The following is an 18,731-nucleotide window of genomic DNA, read 5'->3' as shown; positions in this document are numbered from 1 at the left end:
TGAATCCGGCTGCCTATGGAATATTGTAACATACTTTGCCGCTGCCTGATTTAAAATTTTTATTAAGAAATCCGGCCCTTTGCTTTTCCCTCTGTCTGTGATATAACTTAAGAAAAAGAAACAGGAGGCATATCCATGGAAATTGAGAGAAAATATCTGATACACAGGCTTCCGGATGATCTGGAAAGTTATCCTCATAAAAAAATTCAGCAGGCCTATCTCTGCACAAATCCCGTAGTCCGTATCCGCCGTCAGGATACAGATTATTTTCTCACCTATAAAGGCGGAGGTCTGATGGTCCGGGAGGAATACAACCTTCCTCTGAACAAAGAAGCCTATGAGCATCTCCTCAAAAAGGCAGACGGGATCATCCTTTCCAAAACAAGATACCTTCTTCCCCTTACTGACGGCCTCACCATTGAACTGGATGTCTTTGACGAACCTTATGAAGGACTTTGGCTGGCAGAAGTGGAATTTCCTACAGAAGAAAAAGCCAACGCCTTTATTCCCCCGGAATGGTTTGGAGAGGATGTAACATTCTCAAGCGCCTACCACAACAGCACCCTTTCCAGGAAAGATTTATCCGTCCAAAACAGAGGAGACCTTTCCTGACCGTATTTTAAAGCAGCCGGAAACTGTCTGAAAGCTTTCTCTTTGAAGCCATCCCTTTCCGGCTGCTTATCTTTATCTTCTGCTACTTTTCCACAGCTTTTTCAGCATAGGATACATCTACCAGTTCCTCATAGGGAACTCTCTCTTCCAGCTCCCCTGCACTGTCCAGAATATCCTGGAGCAGTTCAAAGCTTTCTTCCTGGAAGATAAGATTTTCTTTCCAGGTATCCTGCTCCTGATATCTCTCCACAATCGTAGTAATGGTTTCCAGGTCATTTTCCTCAAACTGAGGCTGGATGATCCTGGCTATCTCCTCAGGAGTATGGGTATTCACATAATCCATCCCCCGCTGAAGAGCATTGACAAATCCCTGTATGATTTCCGGATTCTTTTCTATATAGCTTTTTTTAGCACTGTATGCCGTATATGGCACATATCCGGATTCTACACCGCAGGATGCCACAACATATCCTGCCCCTTCCTGTTCCAGGGCAGTGGCGGAAGGCTCAAATTCAATACTGAATTCTCCCTGTCCTCCTGCAAAAGCCGCCGCTGTAGAGCCAAAATCAATGCTGCGGTCAATATTCAGATCTTTATCCGGATCGATTCCCTTCTGTTTCAGGATATACTCAAAAACCATTTCCGGCATTCCGCTTTTTCTTCCTCCGAGAACATCCCTGCCAATCAGATCTGTCCACTGGAAATCCGGCATTTCTTCTCTTGCCACCACAAAGTTTCCGGCTCTCTGGGTAAGCTGGGCAAAGTTTATCACCGGATCGTTGGCTCCCTGCTGATAGGCGTAAATAGAAGATTCTGACCCCATAAAGCCAATATCTGATTCTCCCGAAAGCACAGAAGCCATTACCTTATCAGCCCCAAAACCGGTAACTAATTCCAGCTTAATGCCTTCTTCCACAAAATAGCCCTCTTCTATAGCCACGTACTGAGGCGCGTAAAAAATAGAATGGGCAACTTCGTTCAGTGTAACTCTTTGCAGTTCTTCTCTTTGGGCAGTTTCTTCTCCGGTTTCTTCTGCTGTCTTATCTTCCCCGCAGCCTGTAAGCAAAAGCCCCAGGGCCAGAATCCCAGTACAAAGGAAAGCGGTAATCTTTTTCATGCTTTTCTCCCTTCCTAAAATACATCTTCTCATTCTTTCAGAAACAATATGAAAGAAAAGCCCCGCAGCAGGCTTTTTCTTGCGCGGGGTATATTATAAAATATGTACTTTTCCGGGAATTGACACCGTTCCTACAGACGAGGAGCCGGATTTTTTCTGTCCTCCATATATTTCTTGATTCCTTCAACGTCGCTGTAGGAAAAATGGCGCAGTTCATTCTCTGTCATCTGGCCAAGTTCTTCCAGGTCTGAACTTCCAGTAACCGGGCAGATAGGCCGCAGCTCTTCTTCAGTAAATCCCAGCTCTTCCATCTGCTCTCTGGAAATATACTGGGTCACCTCGATCTTGTTGCAGGATTTACAGTGATAAACGGTAAATACTTCTTTGCTTATGTTCATAATTTTCTTCTCCTTTATCTCACGAAAATAGTCCGGTCATCAGCCAGACTGCTGTCTTTTAGGATAGCACATCTGGACTGGGGTTACAAGGGACACCTGCGTAATTCACTCTTGCAAAATTCTCCCCCGGCCTTCATAATGGAGAAAAAACAACAGGAGGTCTCATAAATGAAATTTGGATTTATCGGCTGCGGAAATATGGCTTCTGCAGTCATTAACGGCGCATTAAAAAAGGGAATCGTAACCAGAGAAGAAATCATTGCCTCTGTAAAAACAGAATCCTCTGCCCTAAAGGTACAGGACACTTTGGGCATTACCTGTACTATAGACAACCTGGCTGTAGCCTCCCAGGCAGATTATCTTTTTCTGGCTGTAAAACCTCAGTTCTGTGAAGAAGTAGCTGATCAGATCCGAGATAGTCTGAAAAAAGAGCAGGTCCTTGTATCCATTGCTGCCGGAAAGACTCTGGCATGGCTGAAAGAACATTTTGGTCAGAACCGCAAGATTATCCGCACCATGCCCAACACTCCCGCTCTGGTAGGTGAAGGGATCACCGGCGTTTGTCCCGATGATCTGGTATCTCAGGAAGAAATTTCCAAAGTCCTCAGTCTTTTAGGCTCTTTCGGAAAAGCTGCAGTAGTCACAGAGCCTATCCTGGATATCGTAGGAGCTGTCAGCGGAAGTTCTCCTGCATTTGTCTTTATGTTCATAGAAGCCCTGGCAGACGGTGCAGTAGCCGAGGGAATGCCCAGAAAACAGGCTTATGAATTTGCAGCCCAGTCTGTTTTAGGAAGTGCAAAAATGGTCCTGGAAACCGGCCTTCATCCCGGAGCTCTGAAAGATATGGTCTGCTCTCCCGGAGGCACCACCATAGAAGGAGTAAACGTACTGGAAAAAGAAGGTATGCGTTCTGCAGTAATGGATGCAGTGCGGGCTTGCATCGCCAAGACCAGGAAGCTCTGAGTTCTGCATACTTCCTTCTGTCCATCTCTTCAGCAAATATCAGATTTTATGTAAAAGAAAACAGGCCGTCCAAAAGGACAGCCTGTTTTTATTCATAGCGAGAGGGGGATTCGAACCCTCGACACTACGGGTATGAACCGTATGCTCTAGCCAACTGAGCTATCTCGCCATATTCCTCTTCTGCTTTTTTCGCAAAAGAATGGGACCTATAGGGCTCGAACCTATGACCCTCTGCTTGTAAGGCAGATGCTCTCCCAGCTGAGCTAAGATCCCATTTCATTTTTAATGCCTTTCGGCAAGTAGCGAGAGGGGGATTCGAACCCTCGACACTACGGGTATGAACCGTATGCTCTAGCCAACTGAGCTATCTCGCCACATTTCTCTTCTGCTTTTTTGCAAAAGAATGGGACCTATAGGGCTCGAACCTATGACCCTCTGCTTGTAAGGCAGATGCTCTCCCAGCTGAGCTAAGATCCCGTTCTCATTCGGCCTTATCGCCGACTGCTTTGCTATTATATAATATGTTTCGCAGAAATGTCAACAGTTTTTTTCAAAATTTCTCATTTTTTCTAATATAAGTATTTATCTGTCCGCAAAAGTAAAGGTTTTGTTACTGTCAAGGGTCAAAACTTTATTAAATTTTCTCCTTAGCCGTATATTGTTTCTGCCTGGTGAGAATCATTTTAAGAGAACATCTGCATTAGCAGCATTTCTATTATGCGACAGGAGGATTCTTGCTATGGCACTTAATAAGGTTGAAATCTGCGGAGTGAACACTTCACGACTTCCCATTCTCACAAATGATGAAAAAGAGGTGTTGTTTGAACGGATAAAACAAGGTGACATGGAAGCGAGAGAACAGTATATCAAAGGAAATCTCCGTCTGGTCTTAAGCGTTATCAAACGTTTTTCCAGCAGCAGTGAAAATCCCGATGATTTATTCCAGATCGGCTGCATCGGCCTGATAAAAGCCATCGACAACTTTGATACCACTCTGAATGTAAAATTTTCTACTTATGCCGTCCCCATGATCATTGGAGAAATCCGCCGTTATCTCCGGGACAACAATTCTATCCGGGTCAGCCGTTCTTTAAGAGACACAGCCTACAAAGCTATTTATGCAAAAGAAAACTATATAAAACAAAATCTGAAAGAGCCTACCATCAATGAAATCGCCAGTGAGATTGGAATTGAGAAAGAAGAGATCGTCTATGCTCTGGATGCTATCCAAAGCCCGGTAAGCCTATATGAACCAGTATATACAGAAGGCGGAGACACACTGTATGTCATGGATCAGATCAGTGACAAAAAAAATAAAGAGGAAAACTGGGTAGAAGATATTTCTCTGAAAGAAGCCCTGAAACGTCTGGATGAAAGGGACAGAAATATTATAGAGATGCGTTTTTACCAGGGAAAAACTCAGATGGAAGTAGCCCAGGAAATCGGCATTTCCCAGGCTCAGGTCAGCCGCCTGGAAAAACATGCGCTGAAAAATATGCGCTCATATCTCCGTACTTGAGTGTTTTTTAGGAATCCTGCTTTGCAGGATTAAAAAAGAGGGGATTCCAAAGTCCTAAATGACTGAGGAATCCCCTCTTTGCTTCATTATATTCTGCTATATGCAAATTACTGTGTAAGGATTTCTCCATTTGTCACAGCCTGCATCTCGCTCTTTATGCTGTCCACACTTGCCTGATCTGGCTGCATAACATACAGAGCAGTCCCTGGCATAGAATAACAGTACTGGCTGTCTCCAGTTCCCTCTGCTGCTACTGACTTGATGTTCCAGCTGCCGCCGCTGTTTAACTGACTCTGAATCAGTTCCTGAATCTGATCCATAGCCATATTTGTCTCTACACTGTCACTGACCTGAGAGATCAGATCCGGAGCCTTCAGCAGCATCTCCGGTGTCAGCATCTTCTGGATCATAGCCTGGATAACCGCCATCTGGTTCTTTCCTCTCTGGTTATCTCCTCCTTCAAGACTATAACGTTCTCTTGAGAAAGCCAGAGCCTGTTGTCCGTCAAAATGGTTGATACCTTCCTGAACATTGAGCGCAACGCCGCCGTCACCATTAGTAGTAAAGGCATACTCAGAATTTACATCAATGCCCCCCATGGCGTCTACCAGAGTGATCAGAGAAGTAAAGTTCACCCTTGCATAGAAAGGAATTTCAATACCATAAAGGTTCTCCAGAGTCTCCATAGACTTGTCCACACCATAAATACCTGCATGAGTCAGCTTATCTTTACTGTCTCCACTTACTCCAGGGATGGTCACATAATAATCTCTTGGCGTATTGGTAAGCAGGATCTGTTTTGTACTCGGATTTACAGTAGCAATGATATTTACGTCGCTTCTGCTCTTGGTACTTACCGGTCCATATACATCAATTCCGCTGATATAAACACTAAATGTTTCGTTCTTTACATTTACCTCAGCTGCCTCGCCCTGGATTGCCGTATCGGTCTCTGTTTCAATGCTGTACTGAGCAATGATCTTTATCTGCCCCTGGAAGTTTTCATAAACCTCATCCAGGATACTGCCGTAACCCTCGTTATAAACAATAGCCTGAACGCTTCCATCTAAAAGGGCTCCCGCTTGTTCATTCAAAGTTTCGTACTCTGCTGTCATAACTTCTGTTCCGGCTTCTTCATTGACCATTTCCATAGCTTTGTCCACATCACTTCCGTCTTCTGCATGTTGAACGCCATATATATAGTCAGAAGTATCAGACACCTTTTCTGCCGGATCATCGCTTCTCACTGCTACTAGCATACTGTTTATCTGAGTTCCCAGGGTATCCCCACTGATATCCCATATTGCATTATGCGTCCGGTACAAATATACAGATCCGAATATCAGCACAGCTGACATCAGCAGGCTGACCAATTTGCTGATAATCGCCTTCCCCCTGGAAATAGACTGGAATGTAAATAAAACTGCTGCAAATACTAGGAGGATTGCCCCCAGACCTGCTACATATTTTACAGGAATCATACCCAGTCTCCAGGTAAATGCGATAAAAATCAGGGTCAAAAGCATCTGTATAAGTACCAGAAATTTTCCCACAGTACGGAAAGTGCGGTTTATCCGCTTCTTTTTCTTTTTTGCCGATTTCGTGGTATTGTCACGATTTCTGTTTTCCATTTTACTGCTCCTTTTTCCCATGTCACATATAGAATTTGTTCTATTTTTGCCCTTGTTTTTGGCATTTCATTCTTTAATATAATATAAATTTTCAGAAAAAGCAACAGTATCTGTTATTTTCCCCTTTTATTCCCGATTTTCATCAATTTTATTCTTCTTTATGGTTTCTTTTTCATGGAGGATTTTACGAATCTGTGCTATAATTTAACCATAAAATATCGTGTCTGCAGAAGGGAGGTATTTCTATGGCACATCGTATTATTACGATCAATCGAATGTATGGAAGCGGGGGAAGGCTTCTGGGAAAGGCTCTTGCCGAAAAACTGGGGATTGGATTTTATGATAAAGAGCTGATCCAGCTGGCCAGTGAAAAAAATCAGATTCCTTATAAAGAACTGGAAAAAGTAGATGAAAAGAAAGCCAGTCAATGGCGGCTTCCTGTAAAAGAACAGATGCAGATGCAGCCCCAGTATCATTTTCACCCTATGAATGATGTTTTATTTGAAACCCAAAGTCAGGTGATCCAGGAACTGTCTCAAAAAGAGGACTGTATCATTGTGGGCCGATGCGCAAACTACATCTTAGGCGATAAGTGTTTCAGCCTCTTTGTCTATGCGCCTTTTGAGTACCGTGTTCAGTCTATCATGGAACGCCTGGGAAGAGAAGAAAAAAGCGCCAGAACCCTGGTAAAAAAGATGGATAAGACCAGGAAATCCTATTATGAATTCTTTACGGACGAAAAGTGGCAGGATTTAAGCAATTATCAGATGTGCATAGATACCAGCCGCTTTGATCAGGAATTTCTCCTGAAAATTCTTGCAGATGTTTACAATGCCCTGTAAATTCAGGAGAGCTGTCAAAAGACAGGAGACGGCTCATTTTCCCAGCCGTCTCCTGTCCCTAAGTAATGGAGACCGCCCCATTTGGCATATGCCGGAGACATTCCGATTTTGCCAGATGAGGCGGTCCCACTCTTTTCTTTTTCAAAATTTTTTAAAGACACTCTTTGATCTTTTCGATCATTTCTTCATATTCTTCCTGACTGAGGTATTTCTTATCCGGATTCATCTGGAAGACTCCGCCCCATTCATCCTGGCCCTGGTATTTAGGCACCAGATGCATGTGAAGATGGCAGCCTGTATCTCCATATGCTCCATAGTTTACTTTGTCGGGATGAAATGCTTTGTGGAGAGCTCTCGCTGCCCGAGTCACATCTGCCATAAACCGATTTCTCTCCTCGTCACTGATATCTACGATCTCGCTTACATGATCTTTATAGGCTACAATGCACCTTCCCGGTTTACTCTGCTCTTTAAACAGGATCAGCTGGCTCACATCCAGATCACAGATCTTAATCCCAAATTTATCCAGCAGTTCTCCTCCCATACAATATGCACAGTTACTATCCTTCATAGAAAAATCCTCCTTTCTGCACTTGTATTTATTATATTCATTTTCATGGAGCTGTTCAAGAAAAAATACCCTGCCGGTAGACAAAAATCCACTTTTTTCCTATAATGATCTGAAGCAGAACAATTCGCATAAAAAGGAGGATCCTAAACATTGAATGAAATCATAAAAGCACTGGCTGTCAGAAAGTCTGTCCGCTCTTATACAGACCGGGAAATTTCCTCTGACTGCAAAGAAAAAATTCTTAGAGCCGCCACAGAAGCCCCTACTGCCGGAAATCAGCAAATGTACACCATTCTGGATATTACCAGCCAGGAATTAAAAGACAAACTGTCTGTGACCTGTGACAACCAGCCTTTTATTGCCACTGGGAAAATGGTCCTGATCTTCTGTGCAGATTTTCACAAGTGGTATCAGGCTTTCACTCTCGCAGGCTGCTCCCCAAGAAGGCCCGGCCCCGGAGATTTTCTCCTTGCCGTAGAAGACGCTGCTATTGCTGCCCAAAATGCCGTTACTGCAGCAGAAAGCCTGGGAATCGGTTCCTGTTATATCGGAGATATAATGGAAAACTATGAGCTCCATCGGGAACTGCTCCATCTTCCTGAGTTTGTCTTTCCGGCGCTGATGCTGGTCTTCGGATATCCTACTCCTCAGCAGCAGGAAAGAGAAAAACCCAAAAGGGCTGCCCTGGACTTTATTGTCCATGAAAATGCCTATCCTGATTTTTCTCCGGAAGAAATCCGCCAAAACATTGCTGATTTAAAAGGCTCCGACTTTGACCAGTGGATGCAGCGATTCTGTCAGCGGAAATATCAGGCAGACTTTTCTCTGGAAATGTCCCGGTCTGTAGCTGCCGCTCTAAAAGAGTTCCAGGGCTGACTCTGTCCCGGCCAGCTCTGGGCTAGATTTCTATCAGTCTGCCCATCCCTTCTCCTACCCAGCCTCCGGAGAGGAGATGGGCTTTTATATTCCTCTGAAGAGAAGTGTTTTCGGGCAGTTTTTCCAGAGGAATATCTTTTCTTTTAAACACCCATTCCAGAAATGCATCAGAGTCTTGATAGACTTCTTCTATCTGGAACATATCCTGGAAAGCCAGTATTCTGGAACCCTCTCCCAGAAGGCCCTTTAAGACAGGGCTGAGGAGCCAGGAACAGCATTTATATGGGAGCCGACTCCACCCAGGGTAATATTTCTGAAAAAATTCCCCAGCCTCCTGAAGAGACTTCCTGAGATTTTCTTCTTTCATATCTGCATCTGAAGGTATATGGATTGAAATATATCTGCCCTCTTTTTCATCCTCCACCTTTTCATATTCCAGTTCTCCAATCCTGAAAAGCTGGAGGGAAAGCTGTCTTCCAGTCCAGAAATCCCGGTCAAAGCCATAGGAGCCATAGCTGATTCTGTGTTCTCCCACAAATCTGGAAAAGCATTTCATTGTCTCATCAAAAATTTCCGGTTCTATGCCTTTCTTCTGATATTTTTCCCAGGAAATCACCGCAGCTTTCAGCATACAGAACAGCATTTTCATTCCATTGGGGTCTTCTCCCAGATTTTTCTTCAGTTCCTCTCTTGCTTTCTTCCAGTTTTTTTCCTCGGTAAGAGCAGGGATTTCCTTTTCTGCCCAGGATAGTTCGCTCTTCTGTTCTATCTCTGAAATCTTCTCTCTTACCTCTTCCTGCAGACCAATACGGCTGCAGATTCCTTCCAGATTTTCCATGGGGTTCTCCTTCATAATATTGAATTTCATGCTCCCTGTCTTTTTTCTTCCAGGTCTCTTAAACGTTTCTCTGCATTTCTCATATCCCGGTCATAGTTCTCGATTTTCTGATTCAGCCGTTCCAGAGATTCCTGCATTTCTTCCATCCGGGATATCAGCTGCTCTCTCTGGTCCACCAGGATATTTTTTCTGGCCTCAATGGTATCGTCTCCCTTCTGAAAAAGGTCCACATACTCTATAAGGGCCTCAATCTGTACGCCTGCTTTTCTCATACACTTCATCATTTCCACCCAGCCGCAGGAAGCCTCGTCGTAATTTCGTATTCCGCTTTTTGTCCTGGGAACTGGCGGGATCAGTCCGATCCGCTCATAATAACGAAGGGTGTCCTGGGAAATATCATATTTTTTGCTGACTTCTGCTATGGTCATAGTCTTCATCCTTTCTTTAGAATATTATTGCTATAAGCATACAACCTGTACCCTGCTCTAAGTCAAGGATTTTCTTATAAAAGAAGCAAGACACAGTCAGATTGTACTGTGCCCTGCCTATTAGTAATCACTTCATCAATATCTTTTGTAAACATCCCCTCTATTGCCAATATCTGCAACACAAATTATATAGCGGCCATTATCAATCGTATAAATAACACGCTTTTAGAGCAAGCCGGTGTATATTTATAGTCTTTCTTTAAAGTATCTCTTCTTCCCATAATTCCTGGCAGGTGCTATAATATCTTTATTCTTTGAGAAAGGCAGGTACCGATAATGAAACAATGTATGGATGCTCCCAACCTTCACCGGCGCATGAAGAAGATCATGGGACAGTTGAATGCTATAGACAAAATGATTGATGAGGATGTTCCCTGTGAGGATGTTCTGATACAGATAAACGCCGCCAAAAGTGCCCTGCACAAGGTAGGGCAGGTGGTTCTGGAGGGCCATTTAAATCACTGTGTAAGAGACGGCATCGAACATGGCGATGCAGATAAGACCATTGCAGAATTCGCCAAAGCCATCGAACATTTCTCCCGAATGTCCTAAACCCGTCCTGATAAACATTTTTATAGACGTACAGAAAAGGGGCTGTCGCATTAGTCATATGTCAGGAATATTTATACATTTTATGCGAATTTGTCGAGCATAGCTTTGAGACCATAGGCTCAAAGCGGCACAGACTGAGCAATAAAATGTATAAATATTCTCGATTTTGATTAATGCGACAGCTCCTTTCTTATCCTATGATGTTGGGGGCAAAAGCCCCTAACTATGATACCTACGGATTACTACGTGCTGTGCACTCTCTCATTCTTCCCCAGGCATCTTCCATGCATGGTGATCCGTATGAAGGAGATGGTGGGCCGTTTCAGAAAGAGGCGCTCCCAGGTAATCCTGATAGCATTTGATCACGGAAGGATTCTCATGGGAAAAACGCAGATTGTTTACTTTATCCAGCCCGTAAAGCACCGTGTTTCTCACTTCAGACAATTCTTCTCCGTCCTTGATAGGCTGCCCTCCGCCGCCGGTGCAGCCGCCGGGACAGGCCATGATCTCTACGAAATCATATTTTACTCTGCCTTTCCGGATAGCCTTCATCAGTTTTCTTGTATTGCCCAGTCCGCTGGCAACCGCCACCCGGATGGTCTGTCCTGCCAGATTGAATTCTGCTTCTTTCCATCCTTCCATTCCCCTGACCTTTTTAAAAGAGTCCGGATCCGGGTTTCTTCCTGTTACCAGATAATAGGCAGTACGCAGAGCTGCTTCCATGACACCGCCGGTAGCTCCGAAAATAACCCCTGCTCCGGTTCCGGTTCCCAGAGGCGTATCGAATTCCTCCTCTTCCAGTCTGGAAGGATCAATATGTTCAGAACGGATCAGGCGGACAACCTCTCTGGTAGTCAGCACTGCATCTACATCCTGCCCGGCGCCAGCGTCGTTCATCACCGGAATATCGCATTCATGTTTTTTTGCAATACAGGGCATGATAGACAGGGAAAAGATCCTGGAGGGATCCACTCCCAAAAGCTGGGCATAATAGGATTTTGCCACTGCCCCAAACATCTGCTGGGGAGATTTTGCGCTGGACAGCTGATCCACCATATCCGGATACTGGGATTTCATAAATCTTACCCAGCCGGGGCAGCAGGAAGTAAACATGGGGTATTTCTCCAGATCGCCTTTTTTCAGTCTCTCCAGAAATTCACTGCCCTCTTCCATGATGGTCAGGTCTGCGCTGAAATTGGTATCGAAAATATAATCAAATCCAATCTGCCGCAGAGCAGCTACCAGTCTTTTAACGGTTGCAAACTCCCGGGACAGGCCGAAAGACTCTCCCCAGGAAGTGCGGACTGCCGGAGCAAGCTGGACCACTGTGATCTTTTCTGGATCTGCCAGGGCATCCAGGACCCTGCGGCGGTCATCTCTTTCCCTTAATGCTCCTACCGGGCAATGGGTAATGCACTGGCCGCAGAGAGCACAGTCAGATTCATTGATCTTCCTGTTTCTGGAAACATCTACCGTTGTCCTGGATCCGGTTCCTGCCACATCCCAGATATTCAGGCTTTGTATCTTATCACAGACCTGCACACAGCGCATACACTTGATACATTTTCCCGCATCACGGATCAGAGGAAATTCCATAGGCCACCGGGACCTGGGCAGTTCAATCTCAAAGGGCAGATCCAGGATCCCCAGATCATTGGAAATGGTCTGAAGGCTGCAGTTGCCGCTCCGCACACAGGTGGCGCATTTGCAGTCATGCTGTGACAGAATCAGTTCCACGTTATTTCTCCGGCTCTCCCGGACTTTGGGACTGTTGGTAAACACTTCCATACCGTCCCACACTTCATTGTTGCAGGCAGTCACCAGCTTTGCACAGTCCTTTACCTCTACCACACAGACACGGCAGGCGCCGATTTCATTAATATCTTTCAGGAAGCACAGGGTTGGAATCCGGATCCCGGCCTGAGACGCAGCGTCTAAAATAGTGGTTCCTTCCTTTACTTCCACGTTTTTTCCGTTAATCGTCAGTTTTACCATTTTTCAATCCTGCCTCCTTTCAGAATACCAAATCCAAAGTGATCACAGCGGATACATCTTCTGGCTTCCTGACAAGCCTCTTCACAGGTCATTCCTTCTTCAATCAGCTCAAAGTCCTTGATCCTCTCAGAAGCCTGACGAACCTTCATATTTACTCTGGCGCAGCTGCGGTTATCATCCAGACGTACTCTGGGGATTTCCACATCTGCGGAGATCACATGATTGTATCCCAGGAATTCATCGATATTGGCCGCCGCCACCTTGCCTGCGGCGATTGCCCGGATAACCGTGGCCGGTCCGGTAACACAGTCACCTCCTGCAAAGACGCCGGTAATATCTTTGGTCTTTACGCCGCTCCAGCTCATAGCCTCGATAACGCCACGTTTCACCGGGATTCCCTGTTTTTCAAATTCTTTTGATTCAATGCCCTGGCCGATGGCCACGATCACAATATCACAGCCAAGACGCACAGGCGCTTTTGTAGATACCATGGGAACCGGTCTTCCATGTTTCATAGGGCCGATGATCTGAGGCTGCACCCACAAAGCTGCCGCCCGGCCCTGGTCATCAACCTCGATTCTTAACGGCGCATGAAGATCCAGAAGTTCACAGCCCTCTTCAATGGCTCCCTCGATTTCCTCTTCCATAGCAGTCATGTCTACCCGCCGTCTCCGGTATGCGATCCGCACCCGTTTTGCTCCCAGGCGCACCGCAGACCGGGCCACATCCATGGCCACGTTGCCGCCGCCTATAACGACGATTTCCTTTCCTGTGAAATCCGGCATCTCGTCGTCTCCGATTTCCCGGAGAAGTTCCACAGCAGAGATGACGCCTTGGGCTTCTTCCCCTTCAATGCCGATCTTTCTGTCAATATGTGCACCGATAGCAATATAGACTGCATCATACTCTTCTCTTAAATCTGCGATATTGGGATCCTCTCCCACCGTTACCTCTGTCTTTACATGAATGCCCAGACTTAAAAGATGGTTGATCTCCCGGTCCAGTTCCTCTCTTGGCAGACGGTAATTGGGGATTCCATAGCGGAGCATGCCGCCCAGTTTCTTTCTCTGCTCAAAGATGGTCACCTCGTGTCCCATAAGGGTGAGATAATAAGCCGCACTGATACCTCCCGGACCGCCTCCTATAACAGCTACCTTCTTTCCTGTAGCCACCGCCGGTACAGGAAGGGGAACATCTCCTGCATGATCTACTGCAAATCGTTTCAATCCTCGGATATTTACCGGATCATCTACCATGGTCCTGCGGCACCGTACCTCGCAGGGATGTTCACAGATCAGGCCGCAGACTGCAGGAAGGGGATTATCTTTTCGGATCAGCCGCACCGCATCCCCGTATCGGCCCTCTGCTACCAAAGCTACATAACCGGGAATATCCACTCCTGCCGGACATTGGGATACACAGGGAACCGGCTGGTTCAGTTCAAATTTACATCTTCCTCTTAAAATATGTTCCTCGAAATCATCTCTGAATCCGCGGATTCCTTTTAAAACCATTCTGGCAGCTTCATAGCCGATGGCGCAGTCTGCGGAATAAAAAATATTCCGTGCGGTTTTTTCGATAAGATCGATCACGGAAAGGTCCGCCTGTCCGTCCAGAACCTGCTCCATCAGCTTCTGGAGCTGGCCCAGTCCTACCCTGCAGGGTACACACTTTCCACAGGACTGGGCATGACAAAGTTTCAAAAAAGACGAGGCCAGGTCCACAGGACATAGTCCGGGAGGACTGGCGCTGATCCGTCTTTCCAGGTCTTTATACAGTTCTTCTACTGTCGCCTGGGCTTTGTTCTGTGTAATAATACTTAATCTGCTCAATGAAAGATTCCTCCTCTCTTCTGATAAAAAAAAGGCGGCATTTATCGCTTATCCGATAAATGTCGCCCAGACGTCCGGCTTCTCTATCAGCTCTTGCCACATCATGGTACTCCATTTTATACGTCAGCAGCAAAAACCCTTTATTTAAATTCAACATACCACATTCCATGTCTTCTGTCAATTTAATTTTTATATAAAAATTATCTCACAAAAGTCTTCTGTAATTCTCTGAAATTCTCTTGACTCATATACCCCTATGGGTATATTATACATATACCCCCATATGTATATTTTAAGAAAGAAGGAGCGCTATGATTTCATCTATGAAAGACTTGTTTCTCAATGAAACAAAAAGAAGCATTTTATTTCTCGTGATCTCCGGTCTCTCTCTGCTGATCAGTTTTCTGGAGCCGGAAGGTATTCTTTTTAACACAGCATGGATCGCCATTCTTCTCTGCGGGATCCCGATCATCAAAGAAGCCATAGAAGGCCTTGTCACACGTTTTGACATTAAAGCAGACGTATTAGTATCTCTGGCTCTGATTGCTTCGGTGATCATCGGAGAGATCTTTGCCGCCGGCGAAGTAGCCTTTATCATGCAGATCGGTTCTCTTTTAGAAGAACTTACTGTAGCCAAGGCAAGAGCTGGTATTGAAAAGCTGGTGCACCTTACCCCTTTAACTGCACGAAAGATCTTAAACGGCAAAGAAATCCTCCTGCCGGCTAAAGAGGTGGCTGTCAATGATGTACTCCGGGTTCTTCCGGGAGAGACTATCCCTGTAGACGGGGTGATCCTATCCGGAGAGACCTCCGTGGATCAAGCTGTTATGACAGGAGAATCTCTTCCGGTAGACAAAGGTCCGGGAGACGAGGTATCCAGCGGAACGGTCAACCAGTTCGGTTCTTTTGATATGAAAGCTTCAAGAGTAGGGGAAGACAGCTCTATCTGGCGGATGATCCGTCTGGTCCAGTCTGCTGATGCCGGAAAGGCCAAGATCGTAAGGCTGGCAGACCGGTGGGCCACCTGGATCGTGGTCATCGCTCTGACTGCTGCAGCTCTTACCTGGCTGATATCCGGCCAGATCATCCGGGCTGTGACCATACTGGTAGTCTTCTGTCCCTGTGCCCTGGTACTGGCCACTCCCACCGCCATCATGGCGGCCATCGGAAATGCTACAAAGCATGGTTTCCTGGTAAGAGAAGGTGACGCTCTGGAGCGCCTGGCTCAGGTCTCTCAAGTTGCCTTTGACAAGACAGGAACCCTCACTTATGGGAAACCTCAGGTAGCGGCTGTAGAAAGTTTCTCACCGGATATTTCCTCTGAAAAACTATACCTTCTTGCCGCCGAAGCTGAGCTTCGTTCAGAACACCCCCTTGGCAAAGCAGTAGTCCAGGGATACAAGCAGTCTTATCCTGAGACTGCACCTGAAGCTCCCCAATCCTTTTCCATGCTCCCGGGCAAAGGCGTAAAAGCCATGGCAGATCACGTGGAGGTGCTGGCAGGCAATCCCTCTCTCCTGGAGGAGAATCAGATTTCCATACCTCAAAAAGCCCTGGATTCTGCAGCAGACTATATACAAAAGGGCTGCACTCTTATTTATCTGGGAATTGAAAAAAGGTTCGGCGGATTTGCGGCCCTTTGGGATACCCTGAGGGAAACTGCTCCTGAAATGATCAGCAGGCTGAAACAGCTTGGCCTCACTCCCGTACTTATGACCGGGGATCATGAAAATGCTGCCAGGACCATTGCTGATCAGCTGCATATTGATAAAGTCCATGCCGGCTGTCTCCCGGAGGATAAGCTCAATTACATAGCCTCTTCCCAGGAAAAAAAAGAAATGGTATGTATGATCGGAGATGGCATCAACGATGCTCCTGCACTGAAAAAAGCCCATGTGAGCATTGCCATGGGCGGAGTGGGAAGTGATATTGCTGTAGACGCAGCCGATATTGCTCTGGTAAATGATGACATCAAGGAGCTTCCACATCTGGTTTCTCTGTCCAGAAAGATGATGACTACGATCAAATGCAATCTGGCATTCTCCATGACTTTGAATTTTGCAGCCATCATACTGGCGATTACAGGGATCCTGAACCCCGTAGTAGGCGCTCTCGTCCACAATGCAGGATCTGTGCTGGTGATCATAAACTCCAGCCTGCTGCTGACCTATAGGAAAAAATAATTCTGGCCATCTGCCGGAAAAAGGAGCTGGCACATGAAATATTCTCGAATTTGATTCATGTGCCAGCTCCTTTTATATAGTTCTGTTTTTATATTTCCTCTGCGGTTTCTTCCAGCAGGTCCAGAATCTGTCCGATCCCCTTCTTTCCAAAGGAAACTCTGCTGTCATTCAGGATCAGGCAGGGAACGCTCATGATCTGATACTTCTCTTTCAGCTCCGGATAATGGGCCAGATCAAACATTTCCGCTGTGACCAGAGGATTTTCCAGCGCAATCTTCTGGGCCGCCATAACCACATCCGGGCACATGGTACAGGACAGAGAAACTGCAATCTTCAGATCTGTCTTCCCGGTGATATTTTGGATCCGCCGCCGGATATCTTCTCCCATAGACTGGCCGGGCCCCGCCCCATTATATAAAGCGATAATAAAAGAATTAAATTCATGGCCTCCGGGAACTCCGTGGAATTCTGCCCCAAGGTAATTCCCCTGGCTGTCGCAGATCCGCAGAGATGGGCAGGTTACTCCTTCTGCTCCGGCTCTCTGTATCTCATAGCGGACCTTTTCACTTAAAGGTTCCATTTCCCGGATAAATCCTTCCACCTCCCGGGACAAATAGGAAGCATCCAGATAAACCTTAACCAGGATTTCCTTTTCAAACCTGGCAAATACCGGAACTAAAGATTCTTTCATCTCTTCTGTAAGAAATCCTTCCCCACCAGAGGATATTTTTTCCTTTTCTTCCCCCTGAGCCGGCTTTTTTACTTCTGTTATCTTCCTTTTCTCTCTTTTGATCCCCAGTTTCTGATATATGGAAAAAAGATATTTTTCCATGGAAGCTGCGGCTACTGCGCCGTCGGATACAGCCGTGACTACCTGGCGCAGTTCTTTCTCGCAGACATCTCCTGCGCCGTAGACCCCAGGCACGTTTGTCTCCTGTTTCCGATTTGCCAGAAGATAGCCTTTATCGCTGACCTTTACCTGATCCCGGAACAATTCTGTGGCCGGAACATAGCCTGCGAAAACAAAGATTCCCAGGTTTTCTCCCTCCTCTGCCTGAACAGTGAAGATCTCCCCTGTGTCTTTCTTTCTGAGGACCACATACTCCAGCATGTCCTTTCCCCCGGCTTCTGTAATTTCCGTTTCAAAGGATACGGAAATATCCGGATGGGCCAGGAGCTCCTCTACTGCAGGGCCGGCGCAGTTAATTTCTTTTCCTCTTACCACCACTCTGATCTTTCTGGCATATCTGGTAAGGAAAAGAGCTTCCTCTACCGCTGCAAATCCGCCACCCACTACAAAAATATCTTTCCCTGTAAAGAACTCGCCGTCACAGGTAGCGCAGTAGGCCACTCCTCTGCCCCGAAATTCCTCTTCTCCTTTAAATCCCGCCTGTCTGGGGCTTGCTCCCGTGGCAAGGACCACTCCCAGGGCCTGGATCTCCCCTTTATCTGTCAGGATTTTTTTCTTGTCTCCTTCCAGAGCCAGACTGGTTACCTGGGCTTTTAAGAATTCAGCGCCGAAGTTCTGAGCCTGTTTCCTCATTTCTTCTGTAAGCTTTTTCCCGTCTGTATGAAGGACTCCGGGATAGTTGACCACCTCTGAAGTAATGGTGATCTGCCCTCCGATAGTCTCTTTTTCAATGACCAGTACCCGATACCTGGCCCTGGCCAGATAAATGGCAGCGGCAAGCCCTGCAGGGCCGCCGCCGATGATCACGCCGTCATAAAATTTATCTGCCATTATAACAATCCTACTAAATCAAGGCTTGGTTTCAGTGTTTCTGCTCCAGGCTGCCATTTTGCCGGGCAAACCTCATCTCCGTGTTCTGCCACAAACTGAGAAGCCTGGACTCTTCGGAAGATCTCATCTGCATTTCTTCCTACATTTCCTGCAGTCACCTCATAGGCCACGATCTCTCCCTGAGGATTCACAATAAAATCTCCTCTTTCTGCCAGTCCGTCTTCTTCGATCATCACATCAAAGTCTCTGGCCAGTTTGCCGGTAGGATCTGCCAGCATCGGATACTGGATCTTCCGGATCCGTTCAGAGGCGTCATGCCAAGCTTTGTGCACGTAATGAGTATCACAGGAAACAGAGTAAACATCGCAGCCGATCTTCTGGAATTCCTCATACTTATCAGCCAGGTCTTCCAGCTCTGTAGGGCAAACAAAGGTAAAATCTGCGGGATAGAAGAAAAATACGCTCCACCGTCCCAGGATGTCTTCCTGTGTCACCTCCTTAAATTCACCCTTTACATAGGCCTGTACTTTAAAATCACTTACTTTTTTACCAATTAATGACATCTGTTGTCCT

17 protein-coding genes, 4 tRNA genes and 1 riboswitch are annotated in these 18,731 nt (G+C 46.2%); of the genes, 7 read left to right on the top strand and 14 right to left on the bottom strand.

The window, feature by feature from the left end:
- Positions 1 to 135: 135 nt before the first annotated feature.
- On the top strand, positions 136 to 612 hold the full coding sequence (locus B5G33_RS09715) for a CYTH domain-containing protein (RefSeq protein ID WP_087274278.1): 477 nt from the start codon (positions 136 to 138) through the stop codon (positions 610 to 612).
- A gap of 82 nt (positions 613 to 694) precedes the next feature.
- On the opposite strand, the gene B5G33_RS09710 is transcribed toward B5G33_RS09715, so the two are convergent.
- Complete coding sequence (locus B5G33_RS09710) at positions 695 to 1,729, bottom strand: ABC transporter substrate-binding protein (RefSeq protein WP_087274280.1); 1,035 nt, start codon at positions 1,727 to 1,729, stop codon at positions 695 to 697.
- 131 nt (positions 1,730 to 1,860) lie between these two features.
- Positions 1,861 to 2,127: a toxin PIN gene (locus B5G33_RS09705; protein WP_242971383.1), complete on the bottom strand. Its 267-nt coding sequence runs from the start codon at positions 2,125 to 2,127 to the stop codon at positions 1,861 to 1,863.
- Between the two features lie 168 nt (positions 2,128 to 2,295).
- Between B5G33_RS09705 and proC the strand changes: the two genes are divergently transcribed.
- Entirely contained in the window at positions 2,296 to 3,090 is a 795-nt protein-coding gene (gene proC, locus B5G33_RS09700; RefSeq protein ID WP_087274282.1) for a pyrroline-5-carboxylate reductase, read from the top strand.
- A 95-nt stretch (positions 3,091 to 3,185) separates the two neighbouring features.
- Here proC and B5G33_RS09695 read toward each other — a convergent pair.
- The 4 genes from B5G33_RS09695 to B5G33_RS09680 all read right to left on the bottom strand — a co-directional run bounded on the left by B5G33_RS09695 (position 3,186) and on the right by B5G33_RS09680 (position 3,567).
- Positions 3,186 to 3,259 (bottom strand) — tRNA-Met (locus B5G33_RS09695).
- 31 nt (positions 3,260 to 3,290) lie between these two features.
- Positions 3,291 to 3,363: transfer RNA gene (locus tag B5G33_RS09690), tRNA-Val, on the bottom strand.
- A 27-nt stretch (positions 3,364 to 3,390) separates the two neighbouring features.
- Positions 3,391 to 3,464: transfer RNA gene (locus B5G33_RS09685), tRNA-Met, on the bottom strand.
- Between the two features lie 30 nt (positions 3,465 to 3,494).
- Positions 3,495 to 3,567 (bottom strand) — tRNA-Val (locus B5G33_RS09680).
- A 262-nt stretch (positions 3,568 to 3,829) separates the two neighbouring features.
- Between B5G33_RS09680 and sigG the strand changes: the two genes are divergently transcribed.
- Positions 3,830 to 4,609: an RNA polymerase sporulation sigma factor SigG gene (gene sigG, locus B5G33_RS09675; RefSeq protein WP_087417503.1), complete on the top strand. Its 780-nt coding sequence runs from the start codon at positions 3,830 to 3,832 to the stop codon at positions 4,607 to 4,609.
- A 107-nt stretch (positions 4,610 to 4,716) separates the two neighbouring features.
- Here sigG and B5G33_RS09670 read toward each other — a convergent pair whose 3' ends face one another.
- The gene (locus tag B5G33_RS09670) at positions 4,717 to 6,240 is read right to left on the bottom strand and encodes an LCP family protein (protein ID WP_087417502.1); all 1,524 of its coding nucleotides are present in this window, start codon (positions 6,238 to 6,240) and stop codon (positions 4,717 to 4,719) included.
- A 245-nt stretch (positions 6,241 to 6,485) separates the two neighbouring features.
- Here B5G33_RS09670 and B5G33_RS09665 point away from each other — a divergent pair, with 245 nt between their 5' ends.
- Entirely contained in the window at positions 6,486 to 7,082 is a 597-nt protein-coding gene (locus tag B5G33_RS09665) for a cytidylate kinase-like family protein (RefSeq protein ID WP_087274288.1), read from the top strand.
- A gap of 151 nt (positions 7,083 to 7,233) precedes the next feature.
- Here B5G33_RS09665 and B5G33_RS09660 read toward each other — a convergent pair whose 3' ends face one another.
- Positions 7,234 to 7,653: an HIT family protein gene (locus B5G33_RS09660; RefSeq protein ID WP_087274290.1), complete on the bottom strand. Its 420-nt coding sequence runs from the start codon at positions 7,651 to 7,653 to the stop codon at positions 7,234 to 7,236.
- Positions 7,654 to 7,803: 150 nt separating this feature from the next.
- On the opposite strand from B5G33_RS09660, the gene B5G33_RS09655 reads away from it, so the two are divergent.
- Positions 7,804 to 8,529: a nitroreductase family protein gene (locus B5G33_RS09655; RefSeq protein ID WP_087417501.1), complete on the top strand. Its 726-nt coding sequence runs from the start codon at positions 7,804 to 7,806 to the stop codon at positions 8,527 to 8,529.
- A 22-nt stretch (positions 8,530 to 8,551) separates the two neighbouring features.
- On the opposite strand, the gene B5G33_RS09650 is transcribed toward B5G33_RS09655, so the two are convergent.
- Together B5G33_RS09650 and B5G33_RS09645 are read right to left on the bottom strand one after the other, a co-directional pair.
- Positions 8,552 to 9,397: an acyltransferase domain-containing protein gene (locus B5G33_RS09650; RefSeq protein WP_204247367.1), complete on the bottom strand. Its 846-nt coding sequence runs from the start codon at positions 9,395 to 9,397 to the stop codon at positions 8,552 to 8,554.
- Positions 9,394 to 9,795 carry a MerR family transcriptional regulator gene (locus B5G33_RS09645; protein ID WP_087417499.1) on the bottom strand — a complete coding sequence of 134 codons (402 nt, stop codon included), beginning with the start codon at positions 9,793 to 9,795 and terminating at the stop codon, positions 9,394 to 9,396. The genes B5G33_RS09650 and B5G33_RS09645 overlap by 4 nt, the downstream gene beginning before the upstream one ends.
- Before the next feature lie 336 nt (positions 9,796 to 10,131).
- Between B5G33_RS09645 and B5G33_RS09635 the strand changes: the two genes are divergently transcribed.
- Positions 10,132 to 10,407, top strand: a complete 276-nt coding sequence (locus B5G33_RS09635) for a metal-sensing transcriptional repressor (protein ID WP_087274298.1) — start codon at positions 10,132 to 10,134, stop codon at positions 10,405 to 10,407.
- Positions 10,408 to 10,668: 261 nt separating this feature from the next.
- Here B5G33_RS09635 and B5G33_RS09630 read toward each other — a convergent pair whose 3' ends face one another.
- Both B5G33_RS09630 and B5G33_RS09625 read right to left on the bottom strand, forming a co-directional pair.
- A complete protein-coding gene (locus B5G33_RS09630) occupies positions 10,669 to 12,402 on the bottom strand; it encodes an NADH-dependent [FeFe] hydrogenase, group A6 (RefSeq protein ID WP_087274300.1) in 1,734 nt (577 codons plus the stop codon).
- Positions 12,396 to 14,234 (bottom strand): NAD(P)-binding protein, encoded by a 1,839-nt coding sequence (locus B5G33_RS09625; protein ID WP_087274302.1) that lies wholly within the window; start codon positions 14,232 to 14,234, stop codon positions 12,396 to 12,398. The genes B5G33_RS09630 and B5G33_RS09625 overlap by 7 nt, the downstream gene beginning before the upstream one ends.
- 57 nt (positions 14,235 to 14,291) lie before the next feature.
- Positions 14,292 to 14,375, bottom strand: a riboswitch (ZMP/ZTP riboswitch).
- 170 nt (positions 14,376 to 14,545) lie between these two features.
- Here B5G33_RS09625 and B5G33_RS09620 point away from each other — a divergent pair.
- Positions 14,546 to 16,417, top strand: a complete 1,872-nt coding sequence (locus B5G33_RS09620) for a heavy metal translocating P-type ATPase (protein ID WP_242974629.1) — start codon at positions 14,546 to 14,548, stop codon at positions 16,415 to 16,417.
- Positions 16,418 to 16,505: 88 nt separating this feature from the next.
- Here B5G33_RS09620 and B5G33_RS09615 read toward each other — a convergent pair whose 3' ends face one another.
- Both B5G33_RS09615 and ahpC read right to left on the bottom strand, forming a co-directional pair.
- Positions 16,506 to 18,158, bottom strand: coding sequence for an FAD-dependent oxidoreductase (locus B5G33_RS09615; protein ID WP_087417498.1), 1,653 nt, complete (start codon positions 18,156 to 18,158; stop codon positions 16,506 to 16,508).
- Positions 18,158 to 18,721 carry an alkyl hydroperoxide reductase subunit C gene (gene ahpC / locus B5G33_RS09610; protein ID WP_087274306.1) on the bottom strand — a complete coding sequence of 188 codons (564 nt, stop codon included), beginning with the start codon at positions 18,719 to 18,721 and terminating at the stop codon, positions 18,158 to 18,160. Before ahpC ends, B5G33_RS09615 begins: the two co-directional genes overlap by 1 nt.
- Positions 18,722 to 18,731 lie beyond the last annotated feature (10 nt).

This window comes from Blautia sp. An81 (genome assembly GCF_002161285.1).
Taxonomy (GTDB): domain Bacteria; phylum Bacillota; class Clostridia; order Lachnospirales; family Lachnospiraceae; genus Blautia; species Blautia ornithocaccae.
Note: the sequence above shows the minus strand (reverse complement) of the source record. Positions and strands in the feature narration are given on the sequence as shown.

What these genes read in the sequence shown, in the direction of transcription:
- B5G33_RS09715 (WP_087274278.1), top strand. Translation starts at nt 136, where the DNA reads ATGGAAATTGAGAGAAAATATCTGATACACAGGCTTCCGGATGATCTG.
- B5G33_RS09710 (WP_087274280.1), bottom strand. Translation starts at nt 1,729, where the DNA reads ATGAAAAAGATTACCGCTTTCCTTTGTACTGGGATTCTGGCCCTGGGG.
- B5G33_RS09705 (WP_242971383.1), bottom strand. Translation starts at nt 2,127, where the DNA reads ATGAACATAAGCAAAGAAGTATTTACCGTTTATCACTGTAAATCCTGC.
- proC (WP_087274282.1), top strand. Translation starts at nt 2,296, where the DNA reads ATGAAATTTGGATTTATCGGCTGCGGAAATATGGCTTCTGCAGTCATT.
- sigG (WP_087417503.1), top strand. Translation starts at nt 3,830, where the DNA reads ATGGCACTTAATAAGGTTGAAATCTGCGGAGTGAACACTTCACGACTT.
- B5G33_RS09670 (WP_087417502.1), bottom strand. Translation starts at nt 6,240, where the DNA reads ATGGAAAACAGAAATCGTGACAATACCACGAAATCGGCAAAAAAGAAA.
- B5G33_RS09665 (WP_087274288.1), top strand. Translation starts at nt 6,486, where the DNA reads ATGGCACATCGTATTATTACGATCAATCGAATGTATGGAAGCGGGGGA.
- B5G33_RS09660 (WP_087274290.1), bottom strand. Translation starts at nt 7,653, where the DNA reads ATGAAGGATAGTAACTGTGCATATTGTATGGGAGGAGAACTGCTGGAT.
- B5G33_RS09650 (WP_204247367.1), bottom strand. Translation starts at nt 9,397, where the DNA reads ATGAAATTCAATATTATGAAGGAGAACCCCATGGAAAATCTGGAAGGA.
- B5G33_RS09645 (WP_087417499.1), bottom strand. Translation starts at nt 9,795, where the DNA reads ATGACCATAGCAGAAGTCAGCAAAAAATATGATATTTCCCAGGACACC.
- B5G33_RS09635 (WP_087274298.1), top strand. Translation starts at nt 10,132, where the DNA reads ATGAAACAATGTATGGATGCTCCCAACCTTCACCGGCGCATGAAGAAG.
- B5G33_RS09630 (WP_087274300.1), bottom strand. Translation starts at nt 12,402, where the DNA reads ATGGTAAAACTGACGATTAACGGAAAAAACGTGGAAGTAAAGGAAGGA.
- B5G33_RS09620 (WP_242974629.1), top strand. Translation starts at nt 14,546, where the DNA reads ATGATTTCATCTATGAAAGACTTGTTTCTCAATGAAACAAAAAGAAGC.
- B5G33_RS09615 (WP_087417498.1), bottom strand. Translation starts at nt 18,158, where the DNA reads ATGGCAGATAAATTTTATGACGGCGTGATCATCGGCGGCGGCCCTGCA.
- ahpC (WP_087274306.1), bottom strand. Translation starts at nt 18,721, where the DNA reads ATGTCATTAATTGGTAAAAAAGTAAGTGATTTTAAAGTACAGGCCTAT.